This window comes from Streptomyces sp. NPDC028722 (assembly GCF_040637655.1).
Taxonomy (GTDB): Bacteria; Actinomycetota; Actinomycetes; order Streptomycetales; family Streptomycetaceae; genus Streptomyces.
In genome coordinates this window covers 74,809-100,191 of record NZ_JBEZWU010000023.1, presented here as the reverse complement: position 1 = coordinate 100,191, position 25,383 = coordinate 74,809, and the positions used below count along the sequence as shown (strand labels likewise).

Sequence of the window (25,383 nt, the reverse complement as noted above, 5' to 3'; positions counted from 1 at the left end):
GAGGGGCCGCTTCGGGAAGTCTTGAGGGGGAGGCGGCTGCCCGGTGGCCGGTTCCCCCGGCCGGGAACACCATGTCCCGGCCCCGGCCTTACCGCTCTGTCGGGCCGTCAGCCCCCGTCGCCGGTCAGACCGAGTTCCGGTGACCCCGCCGGCAACGCCCTGCGCACCGCTTCCGGCGTCGCGATGCCCGGGAGGATCTGCTGCCACCACAGCGACAGGCGCTCGTGCAGATCGCTGAGGCCGCACTTGACGTGGGAGAGCATCTGGATGCCGGTGAAGGAACCGACCACGCTCGCCGCCACGTCCTCCGGAACGACGTCCTCCCGGAGTTCTCCGGCGCCCTGGGCGCGCACCAGTTCCCGGCCGAAGGCCCGCAGCCACCAGTCGTACAGGTCGGAGTCGTTCGTCTGGAAGGTGCCGCGCTCCACCGTGAGCCTTATGCTCGCGCGGAACAGGACGTCCGTGCGCAGCCGTTGGGCCAGGAGATGGGTGAGGTCGATGACCTGCTGCAAGGGGGACACCGACGGCGTGCGGGGTTCGACCGGGACCTCGGTCTGGGCGGCCATCACCCCTCGCGCGATCTCCTCCTTGGACTTGAAGTGGAAGTACATGGCCCCTTTGGTGACGCCACTGCGCTCCTGGATCTCGTTGATGCTGGTCGCCGCGTAGCCCCGTTCGTCGAAGACCTTGGCCGCGCCGACCAGGAGCCTTCGCCTGGTTTCGATCGCTCGTTCCTGTTGCGCCATCGTGTGCTGACCTCGTTCCCGGACATGTCAGGTTCATGAAGTGACTGGTTGCATGCCCATAAAACAAAACGTACGTTGGGTATTGTATGGCTCAACAGTCGTTCCTTACCATCTGCACCCGGCGGGCCGCTGAGCGCTGCCCCTGGGAAGCAGCGTAGACAGGAGCCGCGTGACATGTCGGTCGACCTTTCCGAGCCCTTGGCCCGCACCACCCGCACCACGTCGCTCACCGGACGCCCACGCCCCCTCTCCTTCGAGCAGACGGCCCCCCGCGATCTCGTCCACCGGAGAGCGATCGGGGAGGTGCTGCTCACCGACGGCATACGCCTCGGCCCGGACCGCTTCGCCGTAGGAGCCCAGTGGCCGCGCGGCCACGGCTTCTACCGGCCCGTCGGCGGGCGCTGGCACGATCCGCTGCTGGCCGCCGAGAGTATCCGCCAGACGTCCTCCCTCGTCAGTCACCTCTTCTACGACCTGCCCCGCGATCATCCGACGCTCATGACGGAGCTGAGCATCGACCTCCGCGCGGACGCCCTCGCGCTCGACGGCCACCCGGCCGACGTGGAACTGACCGTCGACTGCACCGACGTGACCTCCCGCGGCGGCCACCTCGCGGGCATGACGATGGAGGTCGGCCTCGCGCGGGGGCAGGTCCCCCTGGGCCGCGGCCGGATGACCCTCAACTGTCTGCGGCCCGCCGTCTACCGGCGGCTGCGGGGCGCGCACGCCGAGGTGCCCGGCAGTCTGCCCGAACCGCCCGCGCCCGTCCCTCCCCGCGAGGTCGGCCGGGCCGTCGAGGCCGACGTGGTGCTCGGCCGGCCGCCGGCGGACCGCGGCGCCCAGGACGCGCGCGAGGGAGTCTGGCCGCTGCGCGTCAACCGGGCGCACCCCACCCTCTTCGACCACCCCACCGACCACGTACCAGGGATGCTCCTGATGGAGGCCGCGCGGCAGGCCGCGCAACGCCTCGCAGGCCCCGGCGCGGCCCTGCTGCCCGTGATGACCAACCACTTCCACAGTTACGTGGAGTTCGACGCCCCCTGCCTGGTCCGGGCGCGGCTGTCCGACAGCGACGGCGCCCGCGAGGTGCGGGTGACCGCGGAGCAGGACGGCGCCCTCGTCTACGAGTGCGCACTCGCCGTCCACGGCACGCCGGTACCGTCGGGCGGCGCCTCCCGGTGAACCGCCCCTGCGTCCTGGTCACCGGCGGGTCCGGGTTCATCGGCGGCACGGTCCTGCCGCTCCTGCGGGCCGAGGGAGCGCGGGTGCGCGTACTGGCCCACCGGCGTGCCCCGCTGCGGGGGCGGCACATCGAGGTCGTGGACGGTGACCTGACCGACCCGGCGTCCCTGCGCGGTATCTGCCGCGGTGTGGACCGCGTGCTGCACCTCGCCTCGTACATAGGCAAGGACGAGCAGCGCTGCCTCGCGGTGAACGCCGACGGCACCCGCCATCTGCTGGCCGAGGCCCGGCGGGCGGGTGTGCACGGGTTCGTCCACCTGAGCACCGCGGCCGTGTACGGCAACGGGCCCTTCCGGGGGACGGCCGAGGGTGAGGCGGAGCCGCGGCCCGTCTCGGCGACCAGCCGCAGCCGCCTGGCCGGCGAGCGGCTCACGCTCGGGGCGGGCGGCGCGGTCCTGCGGCCCTATCTCGTATACGGCCGGGGTGACCGGTGGGTGATGACGGGCCTGCTGCGGATGCTGCGTGCCCTGCGCTCGGGGCTGCCGGAGAAGGGCTCGGCGCTGCTGTCGCTCACGGAGGTCGGCAGTCTCGCCGCCGCGCTCACCCACCTGGCGGTGACCGCGCCGGCGCGGCAGGCGGCCGGCGTCTTCCACGCGTGTCCGCCCCGGCCGGTCAGTCTGCGCGAGCTGGTCGCGGCGACGCACCGGCACCTCGGCTTCCCGCTGGTGCGCGGTGACCAGCCGTTCGAACGGGCCCGGGAGGAACTGGTCGCCGCCGGGTGCGACGGCCACCTCCTGGACCTGTTCGGGGTCGACCACTGGTTCGACGCGACCCGGCTGCGCACCGTGGGCGGCTGCGCCCCGGAGACCGCACTGCCCGCGGGCCTGGCGGCCCACGCCGCGTGGTACCGGGAGCAGTTGCTCTGACCCGGGCTCCGGCGCGCACGGGAAGCCGGGGGAGTGACACAGGACACACTCCGGAAACCTCCACGAAAAACAATCCGAACGTTAGGCTTTTCATGAAACAAACCAAACGTTTGGCTTAGAAGCGCGATCCTGTCCCCCTTCCAAGGAGAGAACCGTGCCCTCACCGATCGTGGTCGTGAGTGACGCACTGCCCGGCGACACCGTCGCCGCCCTTGAGGTCACGTGCGAGGTACGGCACGTCGACGGCCGCGACCGCCCGGCCCTGTTCGCGGTCCTGCCGGACGCCGATGCCCTGATCATCCGCAGCGGTACCCGGGTCGACGCCGAGGTGCTCGACCGAGCGCCACGGCTGCGCGTCGTCGCACGAGCGGGCGTCGGCCTCGACAACGTGGACACCGTCACCGCCCGGGCCCGCGGCATCACCGTGGTCAACGCCCCCGGCTCCAACACCGTCAGCGTCGCCGAACTCACCGTGGGCCTCATCGTCGCCTCGGTGCGCCACGTCAAGGCCGCGACGCACTCCCTGACGGACGGGGAATGGCGCCGGTCCGACTTCGTCGGCGCCGAACTCGCGGGCCGGACCCTCGGCATCGTCGGTTACGGCCGGGTCGGCCGGCAGGTCGCGCGTCGGCTGGCCGCGTTCGACATGCGCATCCTCGCCCACGACCCGTACGCGGACACCATCGGCGGCGACGTGCGCGCCACCGGGCTCGACGAACTGCTCGCCTCCAGCGACGTCGTCACCCTCCACCTGCCGAAGACCCCGCAGACCACGGGACTCGTCGGCGCCCGCGAACTGGCCCTGATGAAACCGACCGCGCTCCTGGTCAACACCTCCCGCGGCGGCATCGTCGACGAGGACGCCCTCGCCCGGGCACTGCGCGAGGGCCGGCCGGCCGGCGCGGCACTGGACGTCTTCGCCACCGAACCCCCGGGCCGCTCACCGCTGCTGGCCCTGCCGAACGTGCTCGGCACCCCGCACCTGGGAGCCGGCACGCACGACGCACAGCTCAGGGCCGGACGGGAGGTCGTCCAGAAGGTCCTCGCGGAACTGGATCCGCTGCTCCGCCCCGCGCCCACCGCCGCCTGAGCGACCGCACCCGCATCGCCGGAGACCCCCATGTCAGCTGCCCCCACAGCCGCGACCGTGCGTGCACTGATGCCCAGAGCCCGCGAGGACCTCGCGGAACTGGTCGCGCTGCGCACCGTCGCCCGCACCCCCTCCCTGGACCACTTCCACCGCGCGGCCCGCCGGATCGCCGCCCTGCTCGCGGACGCCGGCCTCCCCGAGATCCGGCTGCTCCCCTTCGAGGACGGCACCGAGACGGTCTACGCCCGCCGCCCCGGACCACCGGGAGCGCCGACCGTGGCGCTCTACGCCCATTACGACGTCGTGTCCGCACAGGACGAGACCGCCTGGAGCTCACCCCCGTTCGAGCTGACCGAACGCGACGGCCGCTGGTACGGCCGCGGCAGCGCGGACTGCAAGGGCAACGTCGTCATGCACCTCACCGCCCTGCGCGCACTCCGGGACGCCCTGTCCGACGAGCCGTACCCCGGCCTCGACCTCGTCGTCGTCGTCGACGGCTGCGAGGAGCCCGGCGACGCCGACCTGGAGAAACTGCTGCGCGCGCACCCGGACCTGCCCACACCGGACGTCGTCGTCGTCGCGGACACCGGGAACGCCGCCTCGGGCACCCCCACCGTCACCACGTCCCTGCGCGGCATGGCCGTGGTGGAGGTCGAGATCTCCACCCTGTCCAGGACCCTGCACTCGGGCCAGTACGGCGGGCCCACCCCCGACGCGCTGACCGCCCTGATCAGCCTGCTGGCCACATTGCACGACAGCCAGGGCACCCCGTGCCTCCCCGGACCGGAGACCGCCGCGGCGGCCCCGCGGGAGAACACCGCGCGGTACACCGAGGCCGACTTCCGCGCCGAGGCCGGCGTACTGGACGGCGTCGCCCTCCTGGGCGCCGGCACCATCGCCGACCGGCTGTGGAACCTGCCCTCCGTCACCGTGCTCGCCGTGCAGTCACCGCCCCTCGACGACGCCGTACCCGCGCTCCTGCCGTCGGCCAAGGCGCTCCTCAGTGTCCGGACCCCGCCCGGCGCGGACGTCTCCCGGGTCCACGAGGCGCTCGCCGCCCATCTGCGCGCCCGCACACCCTGGGGAGCGCACCTGGACATCCGGCGCGTCACCAGCGGCCCGTCCTTCCTCGCGGACACCGGCGGAACAGCCCACGCCGTCATGCGCGACGCCCTGCGCGACGCCTTCGGCACCCAGCCCCTGGAGGTCGGGGCCGGCGGCTCCATCGCCGTCTGCTCCGCCTTCCGGACGCTCTACCCCGACGCCGAGATCATCCTCTGCGGCGTCGAGGACCCGCCGTCGAACATCCACGGCACCGACGAAAGCGTCAGCCCGGCGGAGATCGCCGCCCTGGCCCATGCCGAAGCCCTCTTCCTGCGCCGTCTCGCCACCGCCCGGCCGGACCCGCACCGGCCCGGCGACGGCGCGACCCGCACCCCGCCGAACGGACAGCAGGAGAACCGATGATCTACCAGCGCGCCTGCGACATCGTGACCGACGACGTCTTCCTGGAACTCGACGGCCTCCTCCCCGACAGCCACCTCTTCCTCAAGCTGGAGGGGATGAACCCGGCGGGATCGGTGAAACTCAAGTCCGCGCTGGGCATGGTCGAGGACGCCGAACGCAGGGGCAGGCTGTGGCCCGGCGGCCGCATCGTGGAGTCCTCCTCCGGCAGCCTCGGCATCGCCCTCTCCGTCATCGCCGCGGCCCGCGGATACCACTTCACCTGCGTGACCGACCCGAACGTCTCCCCGCAGAGCCTCGCCCTCATCCGGGCCCTCGGCGCCGAGGTCGTACAGGTCACCCGACGGGACCGCAACGGCGGCTACCTCGGCACCCGGATCGCCCGCATCCGCGAGATGACCGACGCCGACCCGGGCCTGGTGTGGCTCAACCAGTACGCCAACCCCGCCAACGCCCAGGCCCACGCGCGGCGCACCGCGACCTCGATCCTGAAGAACATCGGGCACGTCGACGTCCTGGTCGTCGGCGCCGGCACCACCGGCACGCTCATGGGCTGCACACGGCACTTCCGGGCGTTCTCGCCGTGGACCCGGATCATCGCGGTGGACACCACCGGATCGGTCACCTTCGGCGGTCCCCCCGGCCCGCGCCACATCCCCGGTCTCGGCACCAGCCGCCGCCCCGAACTGTGCCGGCCCGACCAGGTGGACGACGTCGTCCTCGTCGAGGAGTCCGACGCCGTCCGCATGTGCCGGCGCCTGGCCCGCGAACACGGCCTGCCCGTGGGAGGATCCACCGGATCCGTGCTCGCGGCACTGGAGACGATCGCCGCCCGGATCCCCGCGGACTCGCGCGTCGTGGCGCTCTCCCCGGACATGGGCGACCGCTACGCCCAGACGATCTACGACGACATGTGGGTCGCCGCCACCCTCGGCAGCGACGTCCTCGACGGCACCCGCACGCAACCCGTGGCCGTCTGACCAGCCGCCGGCACACCCCACCCACCGTTGACGAGAGAAGAGACCCCCATGTTCGACTTCCACGTGGTGGGCGGCGCCGCCCTGCGCGCCCTCATCGACGTCTCGCGCCCCGACATCGTCGAGACGGTCCGCTCCGCCTACCTCACCCACGACGCCGGTGACTCGGTCAACCCCAACAGCTACTTCCTGCGCTTCCCGCAGAAGCCGGACGCCCGCATCATCGCACTGCCCGCCCACCTCGGCGGCGACCACAGCGTCTCCGGCATCAAGTGGATAGCCAGCTACCCCCGCAACATCGAACGGAACATCCCCCGCGCCTCCGCCACGCTGCTCCTCAACGACTACGAGACGGGCTACCCCTTCGCCTGCCTGGAGGCGTCACAGATCAGCTCCGCCCGCACCGCCGCGTCGGCCGTCCTGGGCGCCCAGGAACTCACCGGCGGACGTACGGCGGACCGTGTGTGCGTGGTCGGAGCGGGCGTCATCGCGCGCAACATCGCCGAATTCTTCGCCGCCCAGTCGTGGTCCGTGGGCCGCTTCGTCGTGCACGACCGGGAAGCCTCCTACGCCGCCGCCCTCACCCGGCGCATCGCCGGGCTCGGCTACCGGGCCGAGCAGGAGGACTCCTTCGCACGCGCCACGGCCGACGCCGACATCGTCGTCTTCGCCACCACGGCGCCCGAACCCTGGGTCACCCGGGCCGACACCTTCGCCCCCGGACAGACCGTGCTGAACATCTCCCTGCGGGACCTGGGCCCCGAACTCGTCGCCGGCGCGCAGAACATCCTCGACGACGTCGACCACTGCCTGACCGCCGACACCTCACCCCACCTGGCCGAACAACTCTACGGACACCGCGAGTTCATCGACGGCACCCTCGCGCAGGTGCTGCGCGGCGAGATCACCCCGGCAGCCGACCGGCCGCGGATCTTCTCACCCTTCGGGCTCGGCGTCCTCGACCTCGCGGTCGGACACCGCCTCTACCGGCAGGCCGTCGAGAAGGACCTCGCCGTCTCCGTGCCGGGCTTCTTCGGCGAGACACAGCGCTGGAGCTGACGCACGCGCTCACCCGCCCGCCCGACGAAAGGCACCCCGTCATGCCCCACATCACCGCCACCGCCCTTCGGGCCCCCGCCCCCGCCCAGGCCCCCGCCCGCGCCGCGGAACTGGCCGCCCTCGCGGCCGGCCACGCCCAGCGCTTCCCCTGGTACCGCGACCTGCTCCTGCGCCGCGGCGCCCTGGGCTCCGGAGACTCCTCCGACCTCCCCCTCGTCGGCACCGGTCTGCTCGGCGCGCACTACTACACCGCGGAGCACCCGCAGCTGCCGGACGCCTCCGCCTACCTCACCTCCGGCACCTCCGGCGGACAGCGCAAGCGCATCCTCTACTCGCCCGCCGACGACGACGCCTACGTCGCCCAACGGCGCGCCCTGTTCGGCGAGTTCACCCAGGACGTGCCGCGCGGCGCCGTCGCGGTCGCCGACCTCGGCACCGGCCACGCCGCGGCCTCGGCACGCCGCGTCTTCCTCGAACTCGGTTTCGAGGCGCACGACATCGACTTCACCCGGCCGGTGGACGAGCACGTGAAGAAGCTCAACGCGTGGCAGCCGCAGGTGTTCTTCACGATGCCGATGATCCTCGACCGGCTCCTCCAGGCCAGCCCCGGCCTGGACATCCGGCCCCGCAAGATCATGGTCGTGGGCGACGTCGCCCCGCCGGCCTGGCGCGCCCACGTCGCCGAACGCTTCGGCCTGCGCCCCGGGGACGTCCTGGACGTGTTCGGCTCCATCGAGATCGGCGCCATCGCGTACTCGTGCGCGGACACCGGCCTCTACCACTTCCACGACCACATCCTGCCCGAGGTACTGCCTCCCGAGGACCTGCCCGGCCTCACCGAGCACGACCGGGTCCCGTCCCGGCGGGAAGGCAGCGGGGCGCTGCTCCTCACCTCCTTCGCCCGCAGCTACTTCCCGGCCGTCCGCTACGTGACCGGCGACGCCGTCACCGGACTGCGCCGTCTCCGCCACGCGGGCCGCGAGGTGTTCGCCTTCGAACGCATCGACGGACGCCTCGCCGGCGACCTCAAGCACGGCGAACGGATCAGCAACCACGACCTCACCCAGATCATGGCCGAGGTCTTCCCCGGCCGCCCCTTCGAAGCGGCGGACGACGACGGCCTGGTCATCCGGGTCGTCGCCGACACGATCGGCGACGGACAGCTCGCCGCCGTCCGCACCGCCATCGACCGGCAGGCCCCGGACGTCGCCCAGATGATCGCGTCGGGGCTGGTCGGGCCGGTCCGCGTGAGGGCCGTCCCACCGGACGGGCTGCGGTCCGGACACGCCAAGCGCCGCCTCGACCTGAAGGAGGGCTGACCGGTGTGCGGAATCGCCGGAACGGTGTCCCTGGGACACACGTCCGTCCACGCTCCCTACGCGCCGGCCGCCTGCGCCGCCATGGCGCACCGCGGCCCCGACGAGACGGGTTCCTTCGCCACCGCCGAGGCAGCCCTGGCCATGTGCCGGCTGAAGGTCATCGGTCTGCACGACGGCTCCCAGCCCGTCTTCAGCGACGACGGCACCGTCGTGTGCGTCCTCAACGGTGAGATCTACAACCACCAGGAGCTGCGCGCGCTCCTCGCCGCCCGGGGCCGCCCGGTGCGCGGCGGCAGCGACGCCCAGATACTCCCGCATCTCTACCAGGAACTGGGCGAACGGTTCGTCGAGCGGCTGCACGGCATGTTCGCCGTGGCCCTCTACGACACCCGCGCGGGCCGGCTCCTCCTGGCCACCGACCGGGTCGGCAAGAAACCCCTGTTCTACGCGGCACCCGACGGCGGCGGCGTCGCCTTCGCCTCGGAACTGCCCGCACTGATGCTGCACCCCGGCATCAGCCGGGACACCGACCCCGTCGCCGTCGACCAGTACCTCAGCTACCGGGTGGTGCCCGCACCCCACACCATCTACCGGCAGGTACGCAGGCTGGAGCCGGCGACCGTGCTGGTCTTCGAGCGGGGCCGCCCCGAACGCCGCCGCACCTACTGGCAGTTCGCCTTCACCGCCGAGCTGACCGACACGCCGGAACAGGAGATCGACGACCGGATCGACGCCCTGCTCCAGCAGGCGGTGCACGACCGGCTGGAGTCGGAGGTGCCGCTCGGGGCCATGCTCAGCGGCGGGCTCGACTCCAGCCTGGTGGTCGCCATGGCCACCCGCCAGCTCGGCCGGCCGATCCACACCTTCTCCGTCGGCTTCGAGAACGAGGCGTTCGACGAGTCCGTGTACGCCCGCGCCGTCGCCGAGCACTGCGGCACCCGCCACCACGTCTACCGGATCGGCGCCTCGGACGCGAAGGAGGCCGTCGACACCATCCTCACCCACATGGGAGAGCCCTACGCGTTCCCCTCCGCGATCGCCGCGTCCTGCATGTACAAGCTGGCGAGGCAGCATGTCACCGTGGTCCTGACCGGCGACGGATCCGACGAGATCTTCTGCGGGTACGGCCGCTACCAGCGCCTGCGCGACCTGCGCAGCGGCGGTGACCTCGCCGACCGCTACGAGAGCGTCCTCGTGGACGGCGTACCCGGGCCGCTCAAGAACCGGCTGTACGCCGCCGGCTTCGCCGACCGGATCCCGGGCCACCCCCACAACTACCTCCGGGCGCGTTTCGGCCGCACGGACCCCGCGGTCCCGGACCTGGACCGTGCCATGCAGGTCGACAGCGGATTCTGGCTGTCCGACGCGCAACTGGTGAAGATCGACAGGATGTCGATGGCCCACTCCGTCGAACCCCGCAGCCCGCTCCTCGACCACCGGCTCATCGACTACGTCACCCGCGTCCCCGCGGCCCGCAAGCTGATCGGCGCGCACGAGAAGGCGCCCCTCAAACGCGTGGCGGCCCGCTACCTGCCCCGGCAGATCCTGGAACGCCGCAAACAGGAGCTGGCCGTGCCCCTGGAGAGCTGGCTCGGTGCCGAGCTGCGCAGCACCATCAGCGGCACCCTGCTGTCCGAAGCCTCCCTGGAACGCGGCTACTTCGACCCGGACGCCCTGCGTTCCCTGGTCCGCGGGGCCCGTCCGGAGCACAGCTACGCACTGTGGACGCTGTACATGCTGGAGCGCTGGCACCAGCTGAACGAGAACAGCGTGGCCCGCGAGACGGCCGCCGTCGCCCACGCCTGACCCCGGCACGCCACCGCGGCCCCCTCCGCGTACCCGTATCCCCACCCCCGCGAAGGAATGTCCCCATGTCATCCTCTGCCGCACTCCTGAACACCCCGCCCATGCCGGCCGAGGGCGTCCGGCTCAAGCCCGCCTTCGACGCCGGCCGCCTGCTGCGCGAACTCACCTCCGTACGCGAGCACACCTGGGAACAGCAGCGCATCTACACCGAGGACGGCGTCGGCGCCGCCACCGAGGTCGACTGGCGGTGCCTGGCCCTGCGCAGTCCGGGCGGCGACGGCGACCGCACCGACCCCGGCGGCCCCGGCCCGCGGGACTTCGCGGACACCGTGTGGCTCGACCGCATCCCCTACGTCCGCGAGGTGCTGGACTCCATCCCCGCACCGCTGCACGCCGTACGGTTCATGGCCCTCGGCCCCGACACCGTCGGCATCGACCACACCGACCCCAAGTTTGGGCCCCGCTGGGGCGTCGCGCGGCTGCACGTGCCGGTCGCGACCAACCCGGACGCCGTGCTCGTCCTCGACGGTGTGGAGCACCGCTGGCAGCCGGGGGAGTTCTGGTTCGGCGACTTCAGCCGCACCCACCGGGTGCAGAACACCGGCACCGAACCCCGCGTCCACCTGGTCATCGACGTCCTGGTCACCCCCGGCCTGGCCGCACTGTTCCCGCAGGACTGGCAGGCGTACTTCCGCGACGGGGAGATCCTCTTCAACCGCCAGGAGTGCCCCCAGACCCCGGACGAACGGCGCCGGCTCGCCACCCGCTTCCCCGTCCCGGCCACCTTCCACCTGTGGGAGGCCGACACCCCCCTCTCCGCCGACCAGCCCCAGGAGACGGCGACGCTCGCCGAGGACGGCGACCAGATGACGCTCCGGCTGCCCGGCGACCGCGTCTTCGCGCTCGTGCATCTCGGCGACAACGAGTACCGCCTCGCCGGCTGGAGCGAGGAACGCACCCTCCAGGTCTTCCCCGACGGACCCGAACCCCGGGTCGTCCTGCGCACCCGGGAGGGCAGCCGGGTCCACGAGCTGACCGTCACCGCCGAGCGCCTCGCCGCCTGAGGCCACCACCGTGCGGGGCGCGCCACACCCGCGCCCCGCACCCGACAGAGGGAAACCATGACCGCCTTCCGCGACAGTGGCCCGCCGCCCGGGGCGGACGCCGCTGACACCCACCGGCCCGCCGTCGTCGTCATCACCGACCTGGTCGTCCTCGCCAAGCACCTGCGGCTGCTGGACGCGGCCGGACGACGCGGGCTGACCCCGCTGTTCGTCTTCGGACCCGAGACACCCGCCGACGAACTGGCCCGGCACCGCCGCGACCCGCGCCACCCGCTCTCCCGCCTCGCCGACGACGACGTCCGGCACGTCACGGACACCTCGCTCGACACCCTGCTGCACGGCGTGGCGCCCTGGCTGCGCGACCGGCAGGTGCGCGCCGTCCTGAACGTCGGAGAGGTCTTCGTGGAGGCCGCCGGCGCTCTCGCCGAGACACTCGGGCTGCCCGGCCCCGGCACCCACGCCGCGCGCGTCTGCCGCAACAAGCTGCTCCAGCGGCTGGCCGCCCCCGCCCTGGCACCGCGCTGGACCCTGCTCGACCCGGCCCGCAGCACGGCACCGGAAGGCTGGGACACCTTCCCCGCCGTCCTCAAACCGGCCTCCCGGATGTCCAGTTCCGGCGTCCGCGCGATCACCGGACCGCACGCCCTCCCCCCGCTGCTGCCCGGCTACGGCCCCGGCGAACTGCTGCTGCTGGAGGAACGGATCGCCGGCGCCGAGTTCTCCGTGGAGAGCCTCGTGCGTGACGGCGCCGTGCTCTGGGCGGGCATCACGGCGAAGGACACCAACGAGTCCGGCACGTCCTTCTTCACCGAGACCGGGCACACCTCACCCGCCCCCCACCTCACCCCGGCGCAGGAGAGCCTGCTGCTCGACGCCAACACGGAGTTCCTCCGGGCCGTGGACTTCGGCACCGGCATGAGCCACGCCGAGTTCCGGCTGACCGCCCGGAACCACGTCGTGCTGATGGAGGCCGCGGCGCGTCCGCCCGGCGACGCCATCACCCGCCTGTGGCGCCTGGCCACCGGCATGGACCTGGACGCCGCCCTGCTCGACCTCGCGCTCGGCACCGAGCCGGCCACCGCACCGCCCCGGCGCCGGGCCCGGCAGGTCTACCTCGACCACCCCCGCGGACTCCTGGCGGACGTGACCGCCGAGGCGGCACCGGTCCACTGGGTCAGCGAACATGGCCGGTGGCCCGACCTGCCGCCAGCCGCGCAGGGCGCACCGCCCCGGGACCACGCGGTCCTGGTGAGCCGCCACCGCGGCGACCTGCTCGGCGACCAGTCCGACTCCCAGGGGCGGTCCGTCTCCGTCGTACTGGACGGCCCCCTCGACGCCGACCTCGACCGCGCCGCGCACGAGGCCGCCCGACGGGTGACCATCCACACCGTCCCGCCCGCCGCCGCGACCGACGCGCCCGCGGCGACTCCGGCGCCCACCGGGGAGGCCGTACGGTGACCGGCCGTCCCGCCACCGCGCCCGGAGCCGGTGCCGGCACCCGCACCGCGCGAGACGCGGCGAACGCGCAGGCGGTGGCGCGCCTCGTCGGAGCCCGCCCGGTGCTGGAGACCGTCGCTCCCGCCGGCGAGGTCGTCCCCGGCATGACCCCCCGGACCATCCTGCTCTCCGGGCCGCCGATGCCCTGGAAGCGGTACGAGGGCGGCCAGCGCCGCGCCGTCATCGGGGCCGCGCTCCACGAGGGACTGGCCCGGGACGAGGCCGAGGCCGACGCCCTGCTCACCGACGGCACGATCGCGCTGCGCCCCTCCCACGACCACGCGACGGTCGGCTCCCTCACCGGCGTCTGCACGGCGTCGATGCCGGTGGCCGTCGTCCGCGACGAGACCTCCGGCCGGCACGCGTTCTGCCGGATGAACGAGGGCCCCGACCGGGCCTCGCTCACCTTCGGGGTCTGGGACGACGGGGTCGACACCCGCCTGCGACACGTCTGCGACGTCGTGTCACCCGCGCTCGCCGAGGCCCTGGACCGCATGGGCGGGCTGCCGCTCGGCCCGCTCATCCGCCGGGCCCTGACCATGGGCGACGACCTGCACAGCCGGCACAAGGCCGCCGCCGCGATGCTGCGGGCCGCGGTGCTCGACGCCGTACTCGACCTGTCCCACAACGGCGTCGAGGAACGCCACCGGGCGCTCGCCGCCTACCTGCGCTCGGCCGAGTACCTCTTCCTGCACTTCGTGATGGCGGCCGGGAAGGCCGCCGCCGACAGCGCCTCCGGCATCCCCGGCAGCACGCTCGTCACCGCGATGAACCTCAACGAGAAGGAGTTCGGCCTCCGGGTCTCCGGTCTCGGCGACCGCTGGTTCACCGCCCCCCTCCCACCGGTGTCCACGCTGCGCGGCCGGCTCTACGACGGCTGGACCACCGACGACCTCGCGTACGTGGGCGGCGAGAGCCTGATCACGGAGACCGTCGGCCTCGGCGGCATGGCGGCCGCGGCCGCCATGCCGCTCCAGGACCACTCCGCCGGCACACCGCAGGAGATGATCCGCCTCACCGAGCGCATGTACGGGATCACCCTGCGGGAACACCCCGACTACCGCATCCCCGCCCTCGCCTACCGCGGCACGCCCTGCGGCATCGACGTGACGCGGGTCGCCGAGACCGGGATCGTTCCCGCGATCCACCTCGGCGCGACGCTGCGCGACGGCGGCCACGCCGGCGCCGTCCTCTTCCACCCGCCGCTGGAGCCCTTCCGGCAAGCCGCGCGCCTGCTGTCCGCGCCGTCCGCCGGCACCCCGCCCACCACCGTTTGACCCGGAGATCCACGTGACCCCCTCGCCCCCCTCCCGCCAGGACACGGACGCCCCGTCCCCCGCCGCCGACGCCGACGACCCCGGGCGGCCGGCCGCGCCCGCCGCCCTCCTCGGCCCGATGCGCAGCTGGCTGGCCGTCGTCGCCGTCGGCATGGGCGTCTTCGCCTTCACCACCACGGAGATGGTCCCCATCGGACTGCTCCCCGCGATGAGCCGCGACCTGAGCGTCTCCGAGGGCACCGTCGGCCTGTCGGTGACCCTGTACGGCGCCATCGCCGGCTTCTTCGCACCCGTCCTGACCGTGGCGACCCGCCGGCTCGACCGCCGCCTGCTGCTGATGCTGGTCCTCGCGGTCTTCGTCGCCGGCAACGCCTTCACCGCGCTGTCGTCGTCGTACGCCGTCCTCATGGTGTCGCGGCTGCTGACCGGTTTCGCCCACGGGGTGATGTGGTCGATCGCCGCGAGCATCGCCATCCGCCTGGTGCCACCCGCCCAGGCCGTGCGCGCCACGGCGGTCGTCTTCAGCGGCATTTCCATCGCCTCCGTGGTCGGCGTGCCGTTCGGCACCTTCCTGGGGAGCCTGTCCGGCTGGCGCACCGCGTTCTGGGCGATCTCCGGGATCGGTGTCCTGATCCTCGCCGCGGCGGCCTTCCTCCTGCCGCCCCTCGCGCCGCGCGCCGTGGTGCGCCTGGCGGAACTGCCCCGGCTGCTGCGGGACGGCAACCTCCGCATCGCCACCCTCGTCACGGCCGCCATGGTGATCGGCCACTTCGCCGCCTACACCTACGTCACACCGTTCCTCGAACAGGACGCCGGCATCCCCTCCCACTGGGTCAGCGCACTGCTGCTCCTGTACGGCGTGGCCGGTGTCGTCGGCAACTTCGCGGGCGGCGCCGCGGCGGGGCGGGCGCTGCGCGCCACCACGCTCACCTGCATCCTGCTGCTCGCCGCGGCCGTCGTCCTGCTGGTGGTCAACGGCCGGTGGCATCCGGGCACGGTGATCCTGCTCCTGGTGTGGGGCATCGCGTACACGGCGCTTCCCGTCTGCCTCCAGACCCTCGTCTTCGCCAGCGCCCCCAAGGCCCCCGAGGCGGCGACCTCGCTGTACATCTGCGCCTTCAACGTCTCCATCGCGCTGGGCGCGCTGGCCGGCGGCTGGTTCGTGGACGCGTCCGGCCCCTCCGCGGTGATGTTCCTCGGTGCCGGCTTCAGCGTGGGCGCCGCCCTGCTGATGACCCGGTACCGCGTCGCCCGGCCCCAGTAACCGCCGGGACCCACGTCCCCGGTGTCCGCCGCACCCCCTACCGGAGGCATCCATGACAGCATCACCGGCCGGACCGCCGGTCGACCTGCGGTCCGACACGGTCACCCGGCCCGACGCCCGGATGCGCGAGGCCATGGCCCGCGCCGAGGTCGGCGACGACGTCCTCGACGGCGACCCCACCATGCGGGCCCTGGAGGAGCGGGTCGCGGCGATCCTCGGCACCCAGGACGCGCTGTGGGTGCCCAGCGGCTCGATGGGCAACCTGATCGCGCTGTGCGTGCACCTCGAACGCGGCGACCGCTTCCTCGCCCCCGACCGCGCGCACATCCTGGACCAGGAGGTCGGTACGGCCGCCTGGCTCGCCGGCGGCATGCCCCGCGCACTGCCCTGGACCGCCGGCCCCGGAGTGCCCGGCCCGTCCGACATCACCCGGGCGGTCAGCCGCGGCGGACCGTACTTCGCACTGCGGGACCGGCTGCTGTGCCTGGAGAACACCCACAACGCGGCGGGGGGCACGGTCACCACTCCGGCGCAGCACCGTCGGCTGGCCGACACCGCTCACGAGGCCGGGCTGCTCGTCCACCTCGACGGCGCCCGCCTCTGGAACGCCGCGGTGGCCCTCGACGTGCCCCCCGCGGAGCTGGCCGCGGGAGCGGACACCGTCCAGGTCTGCCTGAGCAAGGGTCTGGGCGCGCCGGTGGGTTCCGTGCTGGCGGGCGGCACGGAATTCGTACGGGAGGCGCGCAGGGTCCGCAAGATGCTCGGGGGCGGCGTCCGGCAGGGCGGCATCCTGGCAGCGGCCGGCCTCGTCGCCCTGGAGCACGCCGGCCGCCTCGCCGAGGACCACGAACACGCCCGGCTGCTCGCCGCCGGGCTGGCCGACCGCGGGTGGAGGACGGACATGCCGCAGACCAACATCGTCATGCTGCCGGCCGACGACCCGGTGCACACCGTCTCGGTGCTCGCCGGGCGCGGTGTGCTCACCGTTCCCACCGACAACGGCGTCCGCATGATCACGCACCGCGATGTCTCGCACCAGGACATCGGGCGGGCCCTGGAGGCATTTCCGCCGCCCGGCTGACCCGCGTCCCGGCCGCGGAGGCCTCCGAGACAAGACCTCCGGCCGCCGACGCGAGACGCCGAACGCGAGTCACCCGCCGATCCTCACCACCGGGAGTCCCATGCCGCCCTCGCGTACATCGCGCGCCCGGACCCACCACGGCGACGCGGGACCGCCGTCCCGGCCGCGCCGAGGGACCGTGCCCCCGCCGAGCGCGGCCCGCACCGGCGCCCTGCCGCTGGCGGGGGCCGTCGCCGGGGGCGGTGCGCTCGCGCTGGAGTCCGTGGTCAACGGAAGACTCGGCGAACACGCCGGGCCCGTGGCCGCGGCCGCCTGGTCCAACACGCTCAGCCTGGGCGTCGCCGCCGCGGCGGCATGCGTCCTGTCAGGACTGCGGCCGGCGTTCACCGCACTGCTCGCCGCGCTGCGCTCCCGCGCCCTGCGGCCGTGGCACTGCCTGGGCGGCGTCGCGGGCGGCAGCATGGTCCTGACGCAGGCGCTGACCGCCGCCGCGCTGGGCCCCGCCTCCTACACGCTCGCACTCGTCTCGGGCCAGACACTGTGCGGAGTGGCGATGGACCACCTCGGCCTGGGCCCGGGCGCGCCACGCCGTGCCACCGCGCGCCGGCTCGCGGGCGGCCTGCTCGCCGTGTGCGCCGTCGCCCTTCCGGTGCTGGCCACCCCGGACGCGGACCGTACGCTCGCACTCGCCGTCCTGCCGTTCCTCGCGGGCTGCGCCCTGTCCTGGCAGATGGCGGTGAACGGCCGGGTGGACGAAGCCGCCGGGAAGCACCCCTACCCGGCGGTCCTCCTCAGTTTCGCCGCCGGCACCGCCCTGATGGCGGCCGCCGTGGCGGCGCTCGCGGTGTTCTCCCGGCTGGACCGGCCCCGACCCGGCCCACCGTGGCACTACACCGGCGGCCTGCTCGGCTGCGTGGTCGTCCTGGCCGCAGGGCTCGGGATGATCACCGGTCAGGTGCTGGGGGCGCTCGCCCTGGACGCGCTGACGGGGGAGGCGGCGAGCCAGCAGGCTCCGGCCGCGGCCGGAGCCGCACTGCTCATGGGCGCCGCCGTGCTGGCGGCTCCGTCCGGCACCCGACCCGGTCCGCTCGCTCCCGAGGCGGCGGACGGTCCGCTCGGCAGGAGAGGAAACTGACCTCCTGTGCCACGACAGCAACGCGCCGTCCGGTCACGCGAGTCCATCATCCGGGCCGCGGCCCTGGTGGTGGACCGCCACGGTCTGAAGGCCGCGACACTCGCCAAGGTGAGCGAGGCGGCCGGCCTCTCCGTCGGCGCGGTCTACTTCCACTTCGCCGACAAGGACACGCTGGCCTCCGCGCTGGAGCAGGAGGCGCAGCGGGCCCTCGACCGGCTCGCCACCGCATCGGCGGGCGGGGCCGGCCCGGCGCTGACGGTCCTGGTGGACACCACCCGTGAGCTCGCCGGCCTGCTCAGCCGGGACGTGGTCGTGCGGGCCGGGTTCCAGGTCAGCTGCGACCGGGCGGAAGGGAGTGTTCCGGTCCTGCGCCGCCGGCTGGCCGCTCTTCTGCTGCGGCTGCTGGAGGACGCGCGGAGCGACGGAAGCCTCGCGCCGGGTGTCGCCGTCGACGGCATCGTCGCCACCGTCCTCGCCGTCACCATCGGCGTGCAGATCCTCTCCCGCCAACCGGGTGCGGCCCAGGAGATGCCCGAGGTGCTCGACCGCTTCTGGCAGGCCACGCTGCCCTCGCTGACCGCCGGGCCACCGGCGGCGCCGCCCCGCGGCCCCCTGGTGGCCGACGGGGGAGCGGGCGGCTGACCGGGCCGACCGGCCGGCTGCGCGCGCCGCCCGACGGCACGGTACGAGGAACGCGTCGGCGGTCCGGTACGGTGCGGACGCCACCGGGTCGACACGGCGGCGTCCGCACCCGCGGGCCGGCCGCACGACGCCGTCGTCCCCGCACGCGCCCGGCATCCGCCCCGTCACGACGGACCGGCCCCCGACGGACCGGCTCCCGACGGACCGGCTCCCGACGGACCGGCCCCCGAGCCGGGGCGGCCGGCCCTCCGGAGCGCCTGCCCGATGTGACGGGCCAGACCCTCCGGGTCCTGCGCGTGCGCGAGGTGGCCCTGGCCCGGCATGGTGACGACGCGGGCACGGGGCAGGGCCGAGGCGATCACGGCGAACACGTCCCCGTACGGCGGTACGTCAGCGTTCTCGCCTCCCAGCAGCAGCGTGACGGGGAGGTCCAGGGCACCGAACGCCGACAGATCGACAGGGTGGTCGTTGAGAGCGGTCAGTTCACTGGCCAGCGGGGCGGCCAGCGGTTTGAGGGTCTCCCAGGCGGGGCTGCGGCGCAGTCGCGCCACGTACTCCTCCGAGAACCCGGACACGTCCCGGTTCACGATCTCCACGGCGCGGTCCAGATCGTTCGCCTCGGCCGCCCTCCGCAACGCCGCCAGCGCATCCCGCCCGAAGGGCCGCACGACCGGTTCGTAGAGGGTGAGCGAGTGGACGGTCCGCGGGTGCCGCGCCGCCGCCTCCAGCGCGAGCAGTCCACCGAAGCTCCAGCCGAACAGGTCCACCCCCCGGTCCGCGTCCTCGGCGGCGACCAGTTCCTCGAGGACGCGGACCAGGTCGTCGATCTCGGTACGCATCGAGTAGCCCGGCCCGAGCGCGCCGCTGGGCTCGCGTCCCCGCCGGTTCAGCACATAGACCGGCCCCGCCACGTCCAGTGCGTCCACGACCGGTTGCCACGCGGCGGCGTCGGCCATGACACCGGGCACGATCAGCAACGGTCTGCCGGAACCCGCACGCCGGGTGAGGGCGAGCGGGACACCCTCGCGTTCCACGAGCTTCAGCACGGTGCGGCTACCTCCTGAACGGCCTGACGCCGGGACCAGACGTACATGGCATCTACAACGAGGTGCCGGCGGCGGAGAAACGACAGGTTCCGGCCAGCCGTCACCACGGGCAGCGGCGCCGCTCGTCAGCCGCCGGCGGGCGGGAGGCCGCGGATGGTGGTGCGGAAACCGATGGGGCTCTGTCCGGTCCGCTCCTGGAAGTACTTGCTGAAGTTGGTGGCACTGGAGAACCCCAGCTGCCGGGATATCCGTGCGGCGCTCTGGTCGCCGTGGGCCAGGAGGCGTTTGGCCTCCAGTACCAGGCGCCGGTCGATGAACTCCTTGGCGCCGACCCCCGCGGCCGCCAGGGACGCGCGGGTCAGCGTGCGCGGCGAGTAGCCGAGGCGGCGGGCGTAGTCCTCCACCCGCCGGGTGCGGAAGAAGTCCTCCTCCACCGCGTCACGGAAGCGCAGGAACGTCTCGTCGGGCTCGGCCTGCGGGCCGCCCGCCGACGGGCCGAGGTGGGACAGGCGCAGGACGAGGACGGCGAGCAGATGCCGCAGCGCGGCGGTGTGCACGCTGAGCGGCAGGCGTCCGAAGGCCTCGAACTCCTCTCTCAGATGGTCGCGGGCCATGTCCAGCCGGCGGCCTTCCCGCGCGTCGGGCTCGAGTCCGACCGCCGCGTACGGATCGTCCAGGCGGGCGGCGGTGGCCGTGGCCGCGTCGAGGAACGAGGCCTCGAACAGGACGGCCGTGCCCTCGGTCGCGTCCATGGCGTGCCACTGCTGGACCTGTCCGGGGCGCACCCACAGCCAGGTGCCCGGCCTCATCACATAACCGGTGAAGTCGACCGAGTGCCGCAGTACGCCCCGCGTGGGGGCGAGCAGGTGGTGGAAGGAGGGCCGTTGCGGCCCGGTCAGACTCCGCGCCGGCAGCCGCGACCGCAGCAGCGCGAAGGACATGACCTCCACGCCGGAGGGGACTCCCGCGGGGGGCGTGAAGGGAACCTCACGAATCGCTCTCCCGGTTCCGCTCCCATGCTGTCCGTTTTTGACCATCATCGGTCGTCACCGTACCCGGCTCGACGTCTTCCCAGCTCATAGCTTGGACGTGTGCCCGAGTGCGGGCGGTGTCCGAGCCCCGAAACGTGTCCGGATCGTGTCCGCGACGGTGCCCGCCTTCCGGCCGTCGTCCCCCGAGGACGGCCATGAGATTCCACGACGCAGGAGTACCCCATGAACATCGTTGTGTTCGGTGCCACCGGCATGATCGGACGCCGTATCGCCGCCGAGGCCGTTCGCCGCGGTCACCACGTGGTGGCCGCCTCGCGCTCCGGTGCGGCGCCGCTGGACCATGCCCTGCTCACGGCAGCGGCTGCGGACGCGAGCGCTCCGGAGCAGGTGGCGGATGTGGTCAGGGGCGCGGACGCGGTGGTGTCCGCGCTCGTGCCGCCCAGGGACGGCAGCGACCCCCGCAAGCCGTTCGCGGCCCTGAACGAGGCATTCCTGGAGGGCGTGCGCAGGGGCGGTGTGCGACGGGTCGCCCTCGTCGGCGGTGCGGGCTCGCTGCGCACGGACGGCGGTGCGCGTCTGATGGACGCCCCCGGCTTCCCCGCGGAGTACCAGGGCGAGGCTCTCGCGCACGCCGACCTCCTCGACGCCCTGGCCGAGGTCGCCGACCTGGAGTGGACCTCCGTCTCTCCCGCGGCCATGATCGCCCCCGGCGAACGCACGGGCGTCTTCCGGACCGGCGGCGACCAGCTGATCACCGACGCCGACGGCAACAGCGCCATCAGTGCCGAGGACTTCGCCCTCGCGTTCGTCGACGAACTCGAACAGGCCGCGCATCCCCGCGCGCGGATGTCCGTCGCCTACTGAGACGGCCGGAGCATCACGGCGTACGCCCACCGCCGTTCGGGTGTCTGCCGGGGTGGTCCGGCGCGCGGGGGAGCGGTGGTGGTGCGAGCGTGGACGCACGGGAAGGCGGATCCAGCGGCGGCGCTGGGCGGACGGGACGGAGCAGGGTCATGGCGCGGGCGATCTGGACAGGCGTGATCACCTTCGGGCTCGTCACCGTACCCGTGGGCCTGTACACCGCCACCCAGGACCACACCGTCCACTTCCACCAGTTGCAGCGCGGCACGAGTGACCGGATCCGCAACCGGCGGGTGAACGAGCGCACCGGCGACGAGGTCGGCACCGGTGACATCGTCAAGGGTTACGAGGTCGGCGAGGGCGAGTACGTCGTCGTCGAACCAGATGAACTGGACGAGATCGCGCCGGGCCGCTCCAAGACCATCGACATCACCGACTTCGTCGAGCTGGACCGGATCGAGCCGGTGTACTTCGACCGCACCTACTACATCGCCCCGCGCGGCAAGGAGTACACGAAGGTCTACGAGCTGCTGCGCGCGGCCCTGGCCGAGGCGGACAAGGTGGGCATCGCCACCTTCGTCATGCGCAACAAGCAGTACCTGACCGCCTTGCGGGCGGAGGACGACGTGCTGGTCCTGCAAACGCTGCACTGGGCGGACGAGGTCCGGGACCCGGGCGAGGAACTGCCCGAGCTGTCCTCGGCCCAGGAGAAGGCCGGGCGCGGCAAACAGCTGGACATGGCGCTCCAGCTGGTCGATGCCCTCAGCACCGACTGGGAGCCGGGCCGCTACCGCGACACCTACCAGGACAAGGTGCGGGAGCTGGTCACGGCCAAGGCCGAGGGCCAGGAGATCACCACGGCGGAGGGGCCCCCGGAAGCGACCGACGTCATCGACCTGATGAAGGTCCTCGAAAACAGCCTGCGGACCGCCCGCTCCGGCGGCGACGCGGGGGAGGAGGAGTCCGGGGCGGAGCGGAAGGAGAAGTCCGCTCCCCGCAAGGCCGCCCGCGCCTCCGCGTCGAGCAGGACGACGCCGAAGACACCCTCGCGTAAGGCTCCGCCCAGGAAGGCCGGCGCGGCATCGGCGCGGGCCCGCGGACGCGGCGGCGCCGGCAGCGAGTTGCAGCAGCTGAGCAAGGCGGAGCTGTACCAGCGGGCGACCGAGCAGGACGTTGCCGGCCGGTCGAGGATGAGCCGCGAGGAACTCATCGACGCCCTCGCCCCCAGCGGGCGCCGCCGGAAGAAGAGCGCGGCCTGAGCGAGAGGACCGGTCCTCAGCCCGCGGTGCCGGCCTTCGTCCTGATCAGCGATGCGTCCCGCGACAGCTCCCGGAATCCGAGACCGTAGCAGAGCCCGCGCGCCTCGGGACGGCCCGGCGCGCCCAGGCAGGCGACCGTCGCGTGCGTGGCCCCGGCCGCCCGGGCCCGCCGCATCCCGTGGGTGAGACCCGGAGAACGAGCGACGCCGACCACCGCCACCGGGCCGGCCCGGGCGCGGCGGTAGGTGCTTGGCTCAGGGCCGGCAGGGGTGGGTACCGCGGCGGGCCATGCGGATTCCCTCGGCCCGCTGGACGAGTGCGGCGGTGCCCAGTGCCTCGGACAGGGCGAGTTCCGCGCTGTCGCCCGAGCCGTGTCCGATCCCGGCCAGGTGTGGTGCGTGGCGCAGGACCGGTGGTTCCGTCAGGAGCGGTGTGCCGATGGACACCATATGCAGGGCATGCTCCACGGCGTACCCGTGCACGATGCCCAGCACGCGGTCGCAGTCGTGGGCGGCGCGGGGGCCGTGGTCGAGGTCGAGCACGATCACCTCGGCCCCGTCGGGCAGGCTGCTCAGGGCGTAACGCAGGGCCAGCTCGGAGTGGTTCGGCCCCCAGGCGCGCCGGACGCGGCACAGGGTGAGTACGGCTGTGCCGCCCCACACAGCCAGGTGTGTGCTGTACGGCTTGTCCACAGGCCCTACCCCGATGTCTCAGGGGTGGCAGCCCTCGCCGACGATCGAGATCACTGTCGAGCGCGCGGCGGATGCCGCGCGAAGTCCGGCCCTGAAAGCCGCGGTGGCACCAGGTAGGGCGTGCCGGGCCCGTGCGTAGAGTCTCCGAAGCCTCAGCGACAGAACCAGGCTGGTTCGTGCCCTTCCACCCTTGCACACATCCGCGGCCGAAAGGGTCCCGGGCCGCGGGGTGCTGGGACGGAAACGCGGCACCGATTCCCGCCGGCCGCACGACAGACGCCGTACTCGGCCGGCTGTGGCACGTCTACGTGTGGAGGGAGAGCGACGCGAGTGGGCCGACCCGGCCACCGGGTGGGCACCCGTGCTGACGTACAAGGAGGACTCCGGCAAGGAGGACTCCGGCACCGACCGGGTCCCCGGCTCGTGGGCGACCGCCGGACGCCGGTGATCAGGGCACACAGGTGTCACCCGAAGCTGCGGGGAAACCCGGCCCCGCATGACAGCACATGAGGGACAGGACCCTTCCCGGTCCGACCGGCAGACCGTCGACCGGCTGCTGCCGGTCTGGCTGGAGGAGATGGAACGCCATGATCCGAGTGCCGCCCAGCGGGTCCGGAAGGACTGGGCGGGCGGTTCGCTGACCGAGGACACCGCGCAGGACCTGGCCACGTGGGTGACCGCACGGATCACCGACACCGGTTTCAACGACGACGAGGGACCGGAGGTCGACGGCCCGGCCCGCATCACACCGGCGGACAAGGAGAGCGTCCACAGATGGCTGGCGGCCCAGGGCCACCGCGTCTGAAGCCCGCGTCACGCTCCGTGCGGACGATCGCCCCGCTGACATGACGAAGCGGCTGCCCGTACCGGCAGCCGCCTCATTCCCGCTCGCTACGCCCGGTCAGCCGCGGACGATGTTCTGAGCCTGCGGACCCTTCTGCCCCTGCCCGATGTCGAAGGTGACGTGTTCCCCTTCGGTGAGCTCCCGGTAGCCGCTGCCCTGGATCTCGGAGTAGTGCGCGAAGACGTCCGGGCCTCCTCCGTCCTGGGAGATGAAGCCGAAGCCCTTCTCTGCGTTGAACCACTTCACGGTACCGCTGGCCATCAGTTGATCCTTCGTTCATACCCGGGAGCAGCCCTACGGACGGGCCCGCTCCGGCTCCCGACAACAGGAGCCACAGTGGATCTACCCCGAACCCGCCGCGTTATCCGTGCAACGACACACCGGAGAATGTTTTCGCCACGCAGCGTTCTGCTGTGGGCCAAGACTGTCGCGCCGCAGCGGGAACAGGGGCCGGCATCGTCACATGGATCCGGTCTTCGTTCTCGTGCACAGCCCGTCCGTAGGCCCCTCGGCCTGGTACCCGGTGGCCCACCACCTGACGGCGGCCGGACACCGGGTACGCGTGCCGTCCCTGCTGCACATCGCCGACGGTGCGCCGCCGTTCTGGCCGCGCGTGGTCGACGCGGTCCGCGACGATCTCCGGCAGGCCCCGGCCGGCAGCCCCGTCACGCTGGTGGCCCACAGCAACGCGGGCTTGTTCGTCCCGGCGATCCGCGCGGGCCTCGACCGTCCGGTGACCCACTCGGTCTTCGTCGACGCCGCGCTGCCCGCCCGGTCGGGGCAGACTCCTGTCGCCTCCCGCGCATTCCTGGAGTTCCTCCGCCCGATGGCGGTGAAGGGCAGGCTGCCGCGGTGGACCGACTGGTGGGACGAGGCCGACGTGGCCCCCATGTTCGCCGATCCGGTGGTGCGGCGGACCGTCGTCGAGGAGCAGCCCACCCTCCCGCTGTCCTACTACGAGCAGCGCATCCCGGTCCCGGCCGGCTGGGACGACCATCCCTGCTCCTACCTGCTGTTCGGGCCGCCGTACGACGACGTTTCCGCCGAGGCGCGCGCACGCGGCTGGCGGGTGGCGCACCTGCCCGGCGCGCATCTCCACCAGACCGTCGATCCCGCCGGCACGGCCCGGCACCTCGTCGCGCTCGCCACCGCGACCTGAT

Annotated in this window: 25 protein-coding genes; 20 read left to right on the top strand and 5 right to left on the bottom strand. The window is 73.2% G+C overall.

Features of this window, described 5'->3' with window-relative positions:
* Positions 1-107: 107 nt before the first annotated feature.
* A complete protein-coding gene (locus tag AB0F03_RS28955) occupies positions 108-746 on the bottom strand; it encodes a ScbR family autoregulator-binding transcription factor (protein WP_361997100.1) in 639 nt (212 codons plus the stop codon).
* A 174-nt stretch (positions 747-920) separates the two neighbouring features.
* Here AB0F03_RS28955 and AB0F03_RS28950 point away from each other — a divergent pair, with 174 nt between their 5' ends.
* From AB0F03_RS28950 to AB0F03_RS28880, 15 genes are all read left to right on the top strand, one after another.
* Positions 921-1,928 (top strand): ScbA/BarX family gamma-butyrolactone biosynthesis protein, encoded by a 1,008-nt coding sequence (locus AB0F03_RS28950; RefSeq protein ID WP_361997098.1) that lies wholly within the window; start codon positions 921-923, stop codon positions 1,926-1,928.
* Positions 1,925-2,854, top strand: a complete 930-nt coding sequence (locus AB0F03_RS28945) for an NAD(P)-dependent oxidoreductase (protein ID WP_361997096.1) — start codon at positions 1,925-1,927, stop codon at positions 2,852-2,854. The genes AB0F03_RS28950 and AB0F03_RS28945 overlap by 4 nt, the downstream gene beginning before the upstream one ends.
* Positions 2,855-3,008: 154 nt before the next feature.
* Positions 3,009-3,944: a hydroxyacid dehydrogenase gene (locus AB0F03_RS28940; RefSeq protein ID WP_361997094.1), complete on the top strand. Its 936-nt coding sequence runs from the start codon at positions 3,009-3,011 to the stop codon at positions 3,942-3,944.
* Between the two features lie 30 nt (positions 3,945-3,974).
* Entirely contained in the window at positions 3,975-5,411 is a 1,437-nt protein-coding gene (locus tag AB0F03_RS28935) for a M20/M25/M40 family metallo-hydrolase (protein ID WP_361997093.1), read from the top strand.
* Positions 5,408-6,388: a 2,3-diaminopropionate biosynthesis protein SbnA gene (gene sbnA, locus AB0F03_RS28930; protein WP_361997091.1), complete on the top strand. Its 981-nt coding sequence runs from the start codon at positions 5,408-5,410 to the stop codon at positions 6,386-6,388. The genes AB0F03_RS28935 and sbnA overlap by 4 nt, the downstream gene beginning before the upstream one ends.
* Before the next feature lie 48 nt (positions 6,389-6,436).
* Positions 6,437-7,444, top strand: coding sequence for a 2,3-diaminopropionate biosynthesis protein SbnB (gene sbnB, locus AB0F03_RS28925; RefSeq protein WP_361997089.1), 1,008 nt, complete (start codon positions 6,437-6,439; stop codon positions 7,442-7,444).
* Between the two features lie 41 nt (positions 7,445-7,485).
* A complete protein-coding gene (locus AB0F03_RS28920; protein WP_361997087.1) occupies positions 7,486-8,763 on the top strand; it encodes a hypothetical protein in 1,278 nt (425 codons plus the stop codon).
* A gap of 3 nt (positions 8,764-8,766) precedes the next feature.
* The gene (asnB, locus tag AB0F03_RS28915) at positions 8,767-10,569 is read left to right on the top strand and encodes an asparagine synthase (glutamine-hydrolyzing) (RefSeq protein WP_361997085.1); all 1,803 of its coding nucleotides are present in this window, start codon (positions 8,767-8,769) and stop codon (positions 10,567-10,569) included.
* A 65-nt stretch (positions 10,570-10,634) separates the two neighbouring features.
* Positions 10,635-11,633 carry an aspartyl/asparaginyl beta-hydroxylase domain-containing protein gene (locus AB0F03_RS28910; RefSeq protein WP_361997083.1) on the top strand — a complete coding sequence of 333 codons (999 nt, stop codon included), beginning with the start codon at positions 10,635-10,637 and terminating at the stop codon, positions 11,631-11,633.
* A 57-nt stretch (positions 11,634-11,690) separates the two neighbouring features.
* Complete coding sequence (locus tag AB0F03_RS28905) at positions 11,691-13,091, top strand: ATP-grasp domain-containing protein (protein WP_361997081.1); 1,401 nt, start codon at positions 11,691-11,693, stop codon at positions 13,089-13,091.
* A complete protein-coding gene (locus tag AB0F03_RS28900; protein WP_361997079.1) occupies positions 13,088-14,407 on the top strand; it encodes a DUF1116 domain-containing protein in 1,320 nt (439 codons plus the stop codon). The genes AB0F03_RS28905 and AB0F03_RS28900 overlap by 4 nt, the downstream gene beginning before the upstream one ends.
* A 13-nt stretch (positions 14,408-14,420) precedes the next feature.
* Complete coding sequence (locus tag AB0F03_RS28895) at positions 14,421-15,671, top strand: MFS transporter (RefSeq protein ID WP_361997077.1); 1,251 nt, start codon at positions 14,421-14,423, stop codon at positions 15,669-15,671.
* Between the two features lie 52 nt (positions 15,672-15,723).
* The gene (locus AB0F03_RS28890) at positions 15,724-16,752 is read left to right on the top strand and encodes a GntG family PLP-dependent aldolase (protein WP_361997075.1); all 1,029 of its coding nucleotides are present in this window, start codon (positions 15,724-15,726) and stop codon (positions 16,750-16,752) included.
* A gap of 178 nt (positions 16,753-16,930) precedes the next feature.
* Positions 16,931-17,887, top strand: coding sequence for a DMT family transporter (locus tag AB0F03_RS28885; protein ID WP_361997073.1), 957 nt, complete (start codon positions 16,931-16,933; stop codon positions 17,885-17,887).
* 6 nt (positions 17,888-17,893) lie between these two features.
* A complete protein-coding gene (locus tag AB0F03_RS28880; RefSeq protein ID WP_361997071.1) occupies positions 17,894-18,529 on the top strand; it encodes a ScbR family autoregulator-binding transcription factor in 636 nt (211 codons plus the stop codon).
* A 164-nt stretch (positions 18,530-18,693) separates the two neighbouring features.
* Here AB0F03_RS28880 and AB0F03_RS28875 read toward each other — a convergent pair whose 3' ends face one another.
* Together AB0F03_RS28875 and AB0F03_RS28870 are read right to left on the bottom strand one after the other, a co-directional pair.
* The gene (locus tag AB0F03_RS28875) at positions 18,694-19,575 is read right to left on the bottom strand and encodes an alpha/beta hydrolase (protein ID WP_361997069.1); all 882 of its coding nucleotides are present in this window, start codon (positions 19,573-19,575) and stop codon (positions 18,694-18,696) included.
* Between the two features lie 125 nt (positions 19,576-19,700).
* Entirely contained in the window at positions 19,701-20,612 is a 912-nt protein-coding gene (locus tag AB0F03_RS28870; protein ID WP_361997135.1) for a helix-turn-helix transcriptional regulator, read from the bottom strand.
* A gap of 177 nt (positions 20,613-20,789) precedes the next feature.
* Between AB0F03_RS28870 and AB0F03_RS28865 the strand changes: the two genes are divergently transcribed.
* On the top strand, positions 20,790-21,431 hold the full coding sequence (locus AB0F03_RS28865) for an NAD(P)H-binding protein (protein WP_361997068.1): 642 nt from the start codon (positions 20,790-20,792) through the stop codon (positions 21,429-21,431).
* Positions 21,432-21,580: 149 nt separating this feature from the next.
* Positions 21,581-22,687, top strand: coding sequence for a Ku protein (locus AB0F03_RS28860; RefSeq protein ID WP_361997066.1), 1,107 nt, complete (start codon positions 21,581-21,583; stop codon positions 22,685-22,687).
* A gap of 254 nt (positions 22,688-22,941) precedes the next feature.
* Here AB0F03_RS28860 and AB0F03_RS28855 read toward each other — a convergent pair whose 3' ends face one another.
* Positions 22,942-23,379, bottom strand: a complete 438-nt coding sequence (locus AB0F03_RS28855; protein ID WP_361997064.1) for a hypothetical protein — start codon at positions 23,377-23,379, stop codon at positions 22,942-22,944.
* Positions 23,380-23,674: 295 nt separating this feature from the next.
* Here AB0F03_RS28855 and AB0F03_RS28850 point away from each other — a divergent pair, with 295 nt between their 5' ends.
* Both AB0F03_RS28850 and AB0F03_RS28845 read left to right on the top strand, forming a co-directional pair.
* The gene (locus tag AB0F03_RS28850) at positions 23,675-23,827 is read left to right on the top strand and encodes a hypothetical protein (RefSeq protein ID WP_361997062.1); all 153 of its coding nucleotides are present in this window, start codon (positions 23,675-23,677) and stop codon (positions 23,825-23,827) included.
* 48 nt (positions 23,828-23,875) lie between these two features.
* Positions 23,876-24,184, top strand: coding sequence for a hypothetical protein (locus tag AB0F03_RS28845; RefSeq protein WP_361997060.1), 309 nt, complete (start codon positions 23,876-23,878; stop codon positions 24,182-24,184).
* Positions 24,185-24,280: 96 nt separating this feature from the next.
* On the opposite strand, the gene AB0F03_RS28840 is transcribed toward AB0F03_RS28845, so the two are convergent.
* Positions 24,281-24,484, bottom strand: a complete 204-nt coding sequence (locus AB0F03_RS28840; protein ID WP_121790526.1) for a cold-shock protein — start codon at positions 24,482-24,484, stop codon at positions 24,281-24,283.
* 202 nt (positions 24,485-24,686) lie between these two features.
* Here AB0F03_RS28840 and AB0F03_RS28835 point away from each other — a divergent pair, with 202 nt between their 5' ends.
* Complete coding sequence (locus AB0F03_RS28835) at positions 24,687-25,382, top strand: alpha/beta hydrolase (RefSeq protein ID WP_361997057.1); 696 nt, start codon at positions 24,687-24,689, stop codon at positions 25,380-25,382.
* The last annotated feature ends 1 nt before the right edge of the window (position 25,383 follow it).